The 12066-nt window shown below is 65.1% G+C and carries 9 protein-coding genes; 6 read left to right on the forward strand and 3 right to left on the reverse strand.

Going from position 1 to position 12066, the window contains the following annotated elements; genetic code table 11:
• The first annotated feature begins 32 nt into the window (after positions 1–32).
• Both BKG76_RS03170 and BKG76_RS03175 read left to right on the forward strand, forming a co-directional pair.
• Positions 33–1274, forward strand: a complete 1242-nt coding sequence (locus BKG76_RS03170) for a cytochrome P450 (RefSeq protein ID WP_070935891.1) — start codon at positions 33–35, stop codon at positions 1272–1274.
• A gap of 39 nt (positions 1275–1313) precedes the next feature.
• On the forward strand, positions 1314–1925 hold the full coding sequence (locus BKG76_RS03175; protein ID WP_070935893.1) for a TetR/AcrR family transcriptional regulator: 612 nt from the start codon (positions 1314–1316) through the stop codon (positions 1923–1925).
• Here BKG76_RS03175 and BKG76_RS03180 read toward each other — a convergent pair.
• Both BKG76_RS03180 and BKG76_RS03185 read right to left on the reverse strand, forming a co-directional pair.
• Entirely contained in the window at positions 1828–3024 is a 1197-nt protein-coding gene (locus BKG76_RS03180; RefSeq protein ID WP_070935895.1) for an acyltransferase family protein, read from the reverse strand. The two genes, BKG76_RS03175 and BKG76_RS03180, sit on opposite strands and share 98 nt — an antisense overlap.
• The gene (locus tag BKG76_RS03185; protein WP_070935898.1) at positions 3021–4817 is read right to left on the reverse strand and encodes a DEAD/DEAH box helicase; all 1797 of its coding nucleotides are present in this window, start codon (positions 4815–4817) and stop codon (positions 3021–3023) included. Before BKG76_RS03185 ends, BKG76_RS03180 begins: the two co-directional genes overlap by 4 nt.
• Positions 4818–4907: 90 nt before the next feature.
• Here BKG76_RS03185 and BKG76_RS03190 point away from each other — a divergent pair, with 90 nt between their 5' ends.
• The 4 genes from BKG76_RS03190 to BKG76_RS03205 are packed head-to-tail and all read left to right on the forward strand — an operon-like array spanning position 4908 to position 10638.
• Positions 4908–5477 (forward strand): LppP/LprE family lipoprotein, encoded by a 570-nt coding sequence (locus BKG76_RS03190; RefSeq protein WP_070935900.1) that lies wholly within the window; start codon positions 4908–4910, stop codon positions 5475–5477.
• Between the two features lie 36 nt (positions 5478–5513).
• Positions 5514–8954, forward strand: a complete 3441-nt coding sequence (locus tag BKG76_RS03195) for a TM0106 family RecB-like putative nuclease (RefSeq protein WP_070935902.1) — start codon at positions 5514–5516, stop codon at positions 8952–8954.
• Between the two features lie 5 nt (positions 8955–8959).
• Positions 8960–10288, forward strand: coding sequence for an FAD-binding oxidoreductase (locus tag BKG76_RS03200; RefSeq protein WP_070935904.1), 1329 nt, complete (start codon positions 8960–8962; stop codon positions 10286–10288).
• The gene (locus tag BKG76_RS03205) at positions 10285–10638 is read left to right on the forward strand and encodes a YybH family protein (protein ID WP_070935906.1); all 354 of its coding nucleotides are present in this window, start codon (positions 10285–10287) and stop codon (positions 10636–10638) included. The genes BKG76_RS03200 and BKG76_RS03205 overlap by 4 nt, the downstream gene beginning before the upstream one ends.
• On the opposite strand, the gene BKG76_RS03210 is transcribed toward BKG76_RS03205, so the two are convergent.
• Positions 10588–12063, reverse strand: coding sequence for a DHA2 family efflux MFS transporter permease subunit (locus BKG76_RS03210; protein ID WP_109420539.1), 1476 nt, complete (start codon positions 12061–12063; stop codon positions 10588–10590). The two genes, BKG76_RS03205 and BKG76_RS03210, sit on opposite strands and share 51 nt — an antisense overlap.
• Between the last annotated feature and the right edge of the window lie 3 nt (positions 12064–12066).

The following is a 12066-nucleotide window of genomic DNA, read 5'->3' on the forward strand; positions in this document are numbered from 1 at the left end:
ACACTTCCGGTGACATGCCTTACACATAAGACATGTCAGTCGATGTGTCTCACAGTGTTGTGCCGCGCTACATCCCCGGAGCCTCCGATAATTGGACCAACCCGTGGCCGATGTACACCGCGCTGCGCGACCAGGATCCGGTGCACCACGTGGTGCCCGAACATGCTCCTGCCGATGACTATTACGTGCTCACTCGGCATGCCGATGTCTACGAGGCCGCACGTGACTGGGAGACCTTCTCCTCGGCGAAGGGTCTCACCGTCATGTACGGCGACCTGGAGAAGACCGGCATGGGCGACAATCCCCCGTTCGTGATGCAAGACCCCCCCACGCACACCGACTTCCGCAAGCTGGTTTCGCGGGGGTTCACCCCGCGTCAGGTCACCGCCGTCGAACCGAAGGTGCGAGAGTTCGTGGTCGAGCGTCTTGAGCGCCTGAAGGAGCGTGGCGAGGGCGATATCGTCGTCGAACTCTTCAAGCCACTGCCGTCCATGGTGGTTGCGCACTATCTCGGGGTGCCCGAGGAGGACCGCAGCCAGTTCGACGGCTGGACCGACCACATTGTGGCGGCCGCGGCCGGTGGCGCGATCGACATCGAGGCCATGCAGGGCGAGGTGGCGCAGACGGTCGGCGACCTGATGATGTACTTCTCCGGCCTCATCGAACGGCGGCGCGCAGAACCCGAGGACGACACCGTGTCGCACCTCGTCGCTGCCGGAGTCGGAGCCGACGGTGATATCGCCGGGACGCTGCAAATCCTCGGCTTCGCTTTCACCATGGTCACGGGCGGCAACGACACCACCACCGGAATGCTCGGCGGTGCAATACAACTGCTGCACCAAAACCCTGAACAACGCCGGAAGCTGATCGACGATCGATCGCTCATCCCGGGAGCAGTGGAGGAGTTTCTGCGCCTGACATCCCCGGTACAGGGCCTGGCGCGCACCGCCACCCGCGATGTCACCGTCGGCGACACCACCATTCCGGCGGGGCGGCGGGCGCTACTGCTCTACGGCAGCGCAAATCGGGACGAACGTGAATATGGCGATGACGCAGGCGAGTTGGATGTCCTGCGGAAACCGCGCAACATTCTCACCTTCAGCCACGGGAATCACCACTGCCTGGGGGCCGCCGCCGCACGCATGCAATCGCGGGTAGCGCTCGAGGAACTACTCACCCGCATACCGGATTTCGAGGTCGATCTTGACGGAGTCAGCTGGGCGGACGGTTCATATGTGCGAAGGCCCCTGACAGTGCCCATCCGCGTGCGATGATGTTTCGATGAGTCGCTGGCGCGGAGAGCACGGGCTCAGATGAGCTGGCTGGGCGACACCCGGACATCGGTGGCTGCGGAGAAGATCCTCGACGCGGCCGCCGAGCTGTTCGTGCGTGACGGTGTGGCTGCCGTCGGTATGAACGAGATCGCCAGGGCCGCTGGGTGTTCCCGCGCCACTCTCTACCGGTATTTCGAGAATCGCGAAGCATTGCACATCGCGTATGTCCACCGGGCCGCCGGTGTGATCACCCGGCAGGTCACCGAGCATGTCGCCGGGATTGACGACCCCACCGAACTCCTGACCGAGGCGATGGTCACCGCGCTGCGGCTGGTGCGCGCGGATCCGACGCTGTCCGCATGGTTCCGGCCGGGCGAGTATTTCGGCGGCTCGCTCGGCTTGCACTCCGAGGTCATCAACACCATGGTGGCGTCTTTCATCAAGCGTGCCGCAACCGATAGCGACACCCATACCAAGGCGAAATGGTATGTCCGGGTGATTGTCTCGCTACTCGCCTATCCCGAGGACAGTCCGGAAGACGAACGGACCCTGCTCACTGCGTTCGTTGCGCCAGCGATTTCCGCAGACGTGAGCTCCAGGCCAGCAGCACCTGCACAGTCCGATGGATCAACCACGAAGCGGGCACACTGACCGCCATCGTCACCAGGAACACGATCACCACCGACCCGGTGTAGACGTGGTAGTGCAGCAGGTCCACCATCACGATCTCCATCAGGATCATGTGGATGAGGAACAGCTCATAGGAGATCTCACCCAGCCAGACCATGGGCCGCGACGAGAGAAACCTGACGTACCAGCCGGTGTCACCCAGCCCGGCGGGAGCGACCAGCAGCGTCGCGATCACCACGTAGAAGATCGACTTCGTCAACGCCTGCGGCAGCGCCCACGGCGAGGTGGTGGGGTCGCCCGCGATCCGCGTGGACACGATGAGGTAGCAGATGATGGCCAGCGGCACCGTGACCAACGCGTAGCAGCGCACGCCCATGACGGCCAGCACCGACAGAATCATGCCGCCGACGAACCAGGACAGATAGGCCGGCAGCCACAGCTTCGCGCCGTCCGGGAATGCGGTGTTGGTGTACACCAACGTCATCCACAGCGGAGTCACCAGGGCAAGCGCAGCCAGGCCACCCAACAGCCGTATCGGATGCCACTGCCCGCCACAGAGTTTCTTGACCAGTAGCCATGCCAGGAAGGGCAGCGCCACATAGAAGGCGGCCTCCACGGCCAGACTCCAGATCTGCGTCATGCCTTGGTGGATATAGCGATATCCGTAATTGGAGGTATAGATCTGCGTAAGGGTGAGGTTCCGGAGCAACCCCAGCCAGGTATGTCCGGGGTTCGGATACTGGTCGCGGATGTGATACCAGATGTACGCGATGGCCACCAGAATCCAGTAGGCCGGCATGATGCGCCGAAACCGATGCCAGGCATAGCGTTTCACCGAGGGCGAGGCAGTACCGTCGGCGGCGGCCCGTACCCAGGGCAGGAACAGCAGGAATCCGGAGAGCACGAAGAAGATCGGCACACCGATCTCCAGGCGGGACTGCAACAGGTGGAGATAGGCCTTCCACGGGGAAACCCCATCCACCACGTAGTTGCCGGTGCTGTAGGCGGCGTGGGTGGCCACCACCAGGGTCGCGGCCACCGCCCGAACGCCGGTGAGTGCGCCTACCCGACCGGAAGCGCGAACGACGGGGGCGCTTTCAACAGGGGAGACTGCCGTCATGGTTTCTTCGGGGACCGCTTGGGACGCTTCGCCTCCGAACGTTTGTGATCCGTATGCTTGTGGTCTGGGCGGCGGCGTTCCGTGTACTTGCGCTCGGGGCGGGCGCCATCGGCCCCACCGGCGGGGCGCAGCTCGATGAGCACGCCCGAGATTCGGGTGGTCTCCAGCGCCTTCAACGTCTTGGGCGACAGCTTGGCGGGCAGCTCGACGAGCGAGTGATCGGGGCGGATGGTGATGTGCCCGAAGTCGCTGCGGTGCAGACCGCCCTCGTTGGCTATCGCCCCCACGATGGCACCCGGCATGACCTTGTGCCGCTTGCCGACCGCGATGCGATACGTCGCCAGTCCGGGAGTCTGCGTGCGCGGCTCGCGGGGCCCGCGCTCGGGGCGCTCGCCACGCTCCTGACGCGGATCACGAGGCGGGTCGGGCTTGAGCAGGAACTGCTCGCCGTCGCGCGACAGCACCGCCAGCGCTGCCGCGATATCGGCCACCGGCACATTGTTGTCGCGTTCGTAGTCCTCAACGAGCCGGCGGAAGAGTTCGATCTCCGGCGCCGCGAGCGCAGCGGTGATGGCATCGCGGAACTTCGTCACCCGCTGGGCGTTGACGTCGTCGACCGATGGCAGCGCCTCCTCGGCAAGCCGGGCACCGGTGGCCTTCTCGATGGCCTTCAGCAGGTGCCGCTCGCGCGGAGACACGAACAACACCGCCGTACCCGAGCGGCCCGCGCGACCGGTACGGCCGATGCGGTGCACATACGACTCGGTGTCATGCGGGATGTCGTAGTTGAGCACATGAGAGATGCGCTCGACGTCCAGGCCGCGCGCGGCGACGTCGGTGGCCACGAGGATGTCGATGGCGCCGCTCTTGAGCGCGTTGATGGTCCGCTCACGCTGCGACTGGTTGATATCGCCGTTGATCGCAGCCGCCGCGAACCCGCGGGCCTTGAGTTTGTCGGCCACCTCCTCGGTGGCCTGCTTGGTCCTGACGAACACGATCATCGCCTCGAAGGTCTCGACCTCGAGGATCCGGGTCAGCGCGTCCATCTTGCGGGGTCCGGCCACCTGAATGAAGCGCTGAGTGATGTTCTCGGCGGTCGAGGTCTTCGCCTCGACCTTGATCTCGACCGGATCGTGCAGATATTTCTTGGTCAGCCGCCGGATGGTGGTGGGCATGGTGGCCGAGAACAGGGCCACCTGCTTGTACTCCGGGGTGTCGGACAGGATGCGCTCGACGTCCTCGGCGAAGCCCATGGTGAGCATCTCGTCGGCCTCGTCCAGCACCAGGTAATCCAAATGGGACAGATCGAGCGTGCCGCGCTCCAAGTGATCGATGACACGTCCGGGCGTGCCGACCACCACGTGGGCGCCCCTCTTCAGCCCCGACAGCTGCACCACGTAGGACTGACCGCCGTAAATCGGCAGCACGTTGAGCTTGGGCATGTGAGAGCCGTACCGACCGAAGGCCTCGGCAACCTGCAGGGCCAGTTCGCGCGTGGGCGCAAGCACCAGTGCCTGGGTGTTCTTCGAGGTCAGGTCGATTTTCGACAGGATCGGGATGGCGAACGCCGCAGTCTTTCCCGTTCCGGTCTGCGCCAGACCCACCACATCGGAGCCCGCCAGCAGCGGCGGAATGGTGGCGGCCTGAATCGCCGACGGTGTCTCGTACCCCACGTCGGACACCGCACGCAGCACCTCGGGGGCAATCTGAAGGTCCGCGAAGGTGACAGCGTCATCCGCGGGTGGTGCACTCGAATCGCCGGTGTCGGGCGTGGGGATATCTGTAGAGGTCATGGCGTTAAAGAGTCTAGGCGCTACCGCGCTCAACTCCCGCCTCCGCGGCATCTTCGGTAAATATCGGTAGTGTCCGGGGCCGTGCGAAGGATGGTTCTGCGAACGACACTGCCGGTGCTGACGGCCGTGCTCGTCCCGTTGTCGGTGCTCGCTTCCGCGTGCACCGGTGGCGACAGCACGGTGTCGAAGACGCCCACCAACACCATCGCGTCTCCGCCGTCGACAGCGCCGGCTCCCGGGCAGCCTGGCCCGACCGCCAAGCCCAAACCACCGTCGACCCAGGATGACTGCGCGGTGAACTTGAAGGATCCGGCCGTCGCGTCGGCGATCGCGCTGCTGCCACCTGCGCCCAACAACGAGGCCACGTGGAGCCCGGTGCCGGTGGCGGGCAACTACAACAAATGCGCGCCGTTGTCGGCGGTCATCGTCGCGGCGGATACGCACGAGCCGCAACCCCCTACTCGTGCGGTGTTCTTCCACCTGGGTGGTGTGATCTCCCACGGTGTTCCCGATACCTACGGCTACAACGCCATCGATCTGTCGGCCAGCACCCTGGATACCGTGGTGCTCAACTTCTCCAACGGCATTCCGGGTCTGGAGAGCGTGGTGGCGTTCCGCTGGAACGGATCTGGCGTGGAAAAGGTGCAACAGGCCGGGTGACACGTCGCCGTCGGTGCCAGCACCTACAGTGAGCGGGTGTTCGTCATCGACGACCGGGTGGTCTACAGCGCTTCGGATCTAGCCTCCGCCGCGCGCTGCGAATATGCCCTGCTGCGGGCATTCGACGCCAAGCTCGGCTGGGCGCCGGCACCCCCACGCGATGATGAGCTTTTGGCGCGCACCGCGACATTGGGTGACGCGCATGAGGCCCATCATCTTTCCGGGCTGCGGGCACGTTTCGGTGCCGGGGTGGCCAGCATTCCCTTCCCTCCTACTTTCACCCTCGACGGCCTCTACGCGGTCGCCGCCGCGACGAAAAATGCCTTCGAGCAGGGGCATCCGGTCGTTTACCAGGCCGCGATGTTCGACGGCCGATTCATCGGTTTCGCAGACTTCGTGGTCTTGGAGGGCGAGCACTACCAGGTATGTGACACCAAGCTGGCCCGCAGCGCCAAGGTGACGGCGCTGCTGCAATTGGCGGCCTATGCCGACAGTTTGACGGCGACGGGCGTGCCGGTATCCCCCGAGGTACGGCTCATTGTGGGCGACCGGTCGGCGATCGACTATCCGGCGGCAGATCTGGTGGGTGTATATCGCCAACGACGAAAGCAGTTGCAGGACTTACTCGATCGCCACCTCGCCGGCGGCGCTCCGGTGCAGTGGTCCGATGAACATGTCCGTGCCTGTTTCCGTTGCCCGGTGTGTGAGCCCGAGGTCGAGCGCACCGACGACTTGCTTCTTGTCGCGGGTATGCGGGTAACCCAGCGGGCCGCGCTGCTGGAAGCCGGGGTCGGCACCGTCGCACGGCTGGCCTCCCACGCCGGTCCAGTCCCGGATCTGTCGGCGCGCAACCTGCAGCAATTGGTGGCTCAGGCCGAGCTGCAGATTCGCCAACGCGACAGTGGCACACCACAGTTCGAGGTTGCCGATCCGATTCCGTTGGGCACGCTGCCGGCCCCCAACCCGGGTGACATCTTTTTCGACTTCGAGGGGGATCCGCTGTGGACCGAGGATGGCATGCAGTGGGGCCTGGAGTATCTGTTCGGAGTACTGGAATACGACCGAGCCGGACACGAGAAGTTTCGGCCGATTTGGGCCCACGATCGCCGCACCGAACGGAAGGCCCTGCTCACCTTCCTCGATCTGGTGGCCAAGCGCCGCCGCCGCTATCCGGGAATGCACGTCTACCACTACGCGGCCTATGAGAAGACGGCGCTGCTGCGCCTGGCCGGCCGGTATGGCATTGGCGAGGAACAGATAGACGACCTGTTGCGTGACAACGTATTGGTCGACCTCTATCCCGTGGTGCGCAAGAGTATTCGTTCCGGCTCCAGCGGATACGGACTCAAGGCATTGGAGCCGCTGTTCATCGAATCGGGAAAGCGCTCCGGGGAGGTCACCACCGCGGTCGACTCGATCAACGAATACGCACGCTATTGCGCGCTGCGAGATAACGGCGACCCGGCGGCTCAGGAAGTGCTGGACTCCATCGCCGAGTACAACCGATACGACTGCGCCTCGACACGCAAGCTCCGGGATTGGCTGCTGGTACGTGCCTTCGAACACGGCATCACCCACCTGTCGTCATCGGCCCCCGCCGTCGAGCAACAAGAGCAGGAGCCCGACGAAGTGGGTCGGGCATTGGCCGATTTCGTCGGAGACGGCGCCCCTGCCGACCGGACCGCGAATCAGACCGCCGCCGCCATGGTGTCGGCGGCCCGCGGGTATCACACCCGGGAAAGAAAACCCTTCTGGTGGAGCCACTTCGACCGCCTGAACAATCCCGTCGACGAATGGGCGGATACCGCCGGAGTCTTCATCGTGGACGACGCCGTGCTGGTCCACGACTGGCATAAATCGGGTAGTCAGCGCAAGCTCCGACGGCATGTGAAGGTGAGCGGCGATCTCGCCGGGGGCGTCCTCGACGACAGTGTGTACGCACTCTACGAACCGCCGGCGCCATCGGGGCTCGGCGACGGAGACCCCGACCGCCGGGCATCGGGTTCTGCCAGCGTTGTGGAGATCACCGAATCCGGGGGCGTACCCGTCGATGTGACGATTCAGGAACTCACCCCGAAGAACGGCGAGGTCTTTTCGGAAATGCCCATGGCGCTGGCGCCCGGGCCGCCGGTGATGACCAGGGCGCTGGAGGCCGCCATCGAGGACGTGGCGGTGGGAGTCGCCCATGGACTTCCCGAGATGCCCCTGACCGCATCCCTGGATATTCTGTTGCGCCGCAACCCCCGTGGCGTCGTGTTGGCGCCGGTCGCTGACGACGGGTACGCCGAGCCCATCGCCGCCGCCTTGCGCAGCCTGGACTCGTCCTACCTTGCCGTGCACGGTCCGCCGGGCACCGGCAAGACCTTCACCGCGGCGCGAGTCATCGCCGATCTCGTGACACGCGACGGCTGGCTTGTCGGTGTGGTGGCGCAGTCCCATGCCGTCGTGGAGCACCTCCTCGACCAAGTGGTCGCGGCGGGTGTACCACCCGAACGCGTCGCCAAAAAGGCATCCGCGTACAGCGGAGACGCCGCGTGGACCCAGATTCGCGACAGTGACTACGCGGGCTTCATCGCATCTCACGCCGATGAGGGTGCCGTAATTGGTGGCACCGCATGGGATTTCGCGAACACCACCCGTGTTGCCGACGGCGTGCTGCGCCTGTTGGTCGTTGACGAGGCCGGTCAGTTCAGTTTGGCGAACACGCTCGCGGTGGCGCGGGGAGCGCAGAACCTGCTGCTGCTCGGCGATCCGCAGCAGCTGCCGCAGGTCTCGCAGGGTGTGCATCCCGAGCCGGTGGACACCTCGGCGCTGGGCTGGCTCGTCGAAGGACATGGGGCACTACCAGCCAGTCGCGGGTATTTTCTCGAGCGCTCGTATCGGATGCACCCCGCTCTGTGCCAACATGTTTCGCAGCTTTCCTATGACGGTGAACTTGAGTCCGCGGCGCCGGCGCGCACCTTGGCCGGACAGGATCCCGGAGTGCGGACACTGTTGGTCGACCACGCCGGAAATGCGACCAGTAGCCCACAGGAGGCCGAGGCCATCGCCACCGAGATCGCCGGATTGATCGGTTCGGACTGGACCGACGAATCCGGTACCCGCGCCCTGGAGCAGTCCGACGTGTTGGTGGTGGCGCCGTACAACGCCCAGGTGTTGACGTTGCGTGCGACGCTCGCCGCTGCCGGATTGGGCGAGGTGCTGGTGGGGACTGTGGACAAGTTCCAGGGCCGGCAGGCTCCCGTGGTGTTCGTATCGATGACGGCCTCGGCCGTCGATGACGTGCCGCGCGGGATGTCGTTCCTGTTGAATAGGAACCGCTTGAACGTGGCGATCAGCCGGGCGAAGTTCCAGGCGGTGATCGTGCGGTCTCCCGCGCTCACCGAGTATCTGCCCGCCACACCCGACGGACTGGTGGAACTGGGGGCGTTTTTGGCACTCAGCCCGGACACGACCAATAGCACCGTGCCACACTGAGGTCCATGTCCGAGCTCGCCCGTGCCCTCGTCCAGATCGTCGGCGAGAGGTACGTCAGCACCGATGCCGACGTGCTGGCGGGGCGAACCATCGATCAGACCGGGCGCTACCGCGGCATCGCGAGCGTGCTGGTCCGTCCCGGCTCTGCTGAGGAAGTCGCCGCGATCCTGAAGGCTTGCAAGGAGCACGACCACCCCGTCACCACCCAGGGCGGACGTACCTCCATGGTCGCCGGCACGGTCACCGAGCACGATGACGTGCTGCTGTCCACCGAGCGACTCACCGATATCGGCCCCATCGACACCGTCGACCGCCGGATCCGTGTCGGCTCCGGCGTCACCCTGGCCGCACTGCAACACGCCGCCACCAAAGAGAACCTGCAGTTCGGCGTCGATATCGGCTCACGCGACTCGGCCACCCTCGGCGGCATGGCGTCCACCAATGCCGGCGGCCTGCGCACGGTGCGCTACGGGAACATGCGCGAGCAGGTCATCGGCCTGCAAGTCGCACTACCCGACGGCTCAATTATGGACCGCCACAGCGATGTTCGAGCCGATAACACAGGCTACGACCTCACCAGCCTGTTCGTCGGCGCAGAAGGCACCCTCGGCGTCATCACCGCACTCGAACTGCGCCTGCATCCGGTTCCCACACACAACGTCGCAGCGATCACCGGGTTCGGCAGCCTGGATCAGCTCGTCGAGGCCAGCCGAATCTTCCGTGACCTCAACGGTATTGCCGCACTCGAACTCATGGACTCCAGGTTGGGCATACCGAGCCCCGTCGACAGCCCCTGGCTGCTGCTCATCGAACTTGCCCGCGACAGTGACCCCACCGACGACCTGGCCGAGGCACTCGAGGCCGCCGGCGTGGCCGAGCATGCCGCCGTCGGCCTCGATAGCACCTCCCGTGAACGCCTCTGGCAGGTACGCGAATCCATCGCCGAGGCGCTGGGCTTGTACGGTCCCCCGCTGAAATTCGATGTGGCGCTGCCACTGGCACATATCGGCGAGTTCGAACGACGCGCCGCCGAGCTGATCGCCGCCAAGGTTCCCGACGCGATACCCGTGTTGTTCGGCCACGTCGGTGAGGGCAATCTGCACTTAAATGTGTTGCGCTGCCCCGACTCCACCGCGTTGTATCAGCCCATGATGACGCTGATCGCCGAGCTGGGCGGCAACGTCAGCTCCGAGCACGGAGTGGGCACTCTCAAACGCGATTACCTCGGCATGGCCCGCACACCAGGTGATATCGCCGCCATGCGGGCAGTCAAGGCGGCCTTCGATCCGACCGGGTACCTCAACTCCGCCGTGCTGTTCAGTTCGCAGTCATGACGCTCGCCGTCGACCCCGAGAAATTCAGCCGGGACTGGTTCGCGGCGTGGAATGCTCATGACATCGAGGCGGTGCTGGAGCACTTCGATGAGGACGCGGTCTTTACCTCCGCATACGGCGCCCAGATCGCTCCGGAGACCGGAGGAGTCTTCAGCGGCAAGCAGGCCATCCGCGCCTATTGGACCGACGCCCTGGCCCGTAACCCGGATCTGCATTTCGAACCCGTCGGCACGTACGTGGGCGCGACGGCCCTGGTCATCAACTACCGAAACCATAAGGGCGGCCTCGTCAACGAGGTTCTAATCTTCAACGGGGACAACGTGATCGAGGGGCACGGCACCTACCTGTGAGCCCGTGGGTCGCATGAACAGCGCGGCCACCAAACCGACCACCAACGCCGCGACACCCAGCAGCATGGACTGGGCCATCGCCGTCGAGAACGGCGCGCGCAACCCGACGGGCAACACCCCCAGCTGGTCGGTGGATCCAGAATCGGGTGCCATCGCAGGCATGTTCGAGGCCAACCGCGCCGTCATCAACGCGCCCATCGCCGAGGCGCCGACCACGCCGCCGACCTGGCGCAGCGTGTTGTAGACCCCGGACCCGGCACCGGCCACCGCCGACGGCAGATTGCGGGTTGCGGTGGTCGCCAACGGACCCCAGATGCATGCCATGGCCGCACCGATACCCGCGGCGGGGAGCAGGAGCTGCCACATCTGCGTCTCGGGCCGCATCAACACCGTCCACCACAACGTGGAGACGATCATCAACACGATGCCACCACCGATCAGTATCGAGGGACGCACCCGATCGACAAGCCACCCGGACACGGGCGCCAAGATCCCGCTGACAATTGCCGTGGGCGCCTGTGTCAATGCCGCCTTGGTCGGCGAAAAACCCAACGCCAGTTGCGTATAGAACATCATCGGTAGCCCGGTGGAGATCACACAGAAACTCATCGACGCGATCGCGACCCCGGCGAGCGAAAAATTGCGGTCGGCGAACAGCCGCAACGGAATCAGTGGCTCACCCCGATTCGCCGACTGCCACCACACGAACACACCCAGGACCGCGAGACCGGCGACCATCATCGCCCATACCCCCGGGGCCCACTGGAAGCTCTCGCCTTCCTGCAGCGCGAAAACGAACGCGAACATGCCGACGGCCGAGAGTGCCATGCCGAGCAGATCCAGCCTATGCGGCTGCGTCGGCATGCGCGGAATGTAGATGGCGCCCAGGATCATTCCCAACACACCCACCGGGACATTGACATAGAAGATCCACTGCCAGCCCCACCCGTCCACCAGCAGACCGCCGGCTACCGGGCCGACCAGAGTCGCGATTCCGGCTACCGCACCCCACACGCCCATCGCGGTCCCGCGCCGCTGCGGCGGGAACACCCGCTGCACCACCGTCAGCGTCTGCGGAGTCAGCATCGCCGCACCGATCCCCTGCACCACCCGCGCCGCGATGAGCCAACCGATGGACCCGGCCAGGCCGCACCACAGCGAGGCGGCGGTGAAAACCGCAAGCCCTGCCAAATACATGGACCGCGGGCCGAACTGATCCCCGAGTCGCCCGGTGACCAACAGTGGCACCGCGTAAGCCAACAGGTATGCACTGGTGACCCACACCGTCGCCGAATAGTCAGCTTCGAAACCGGCCTTGATGGCGGGATTGGCGACCGACACGATCGTCGAGTCGAGCAGGATCATGAACAGGCCGAACAGCACCACCCACAACGTCGTCCAGGGTCGCGGGTATTCGGGATGCACGGT

This window comes from Mycobacteroides franklinii (assembly GCF_001853795.1).
Lineage (GTDB): Bacteria > Actinomycetota > Actinomycetes > Mycobacteriales > Mycobacteriaceae > Mycobacterium > Mycobacterium franklinii.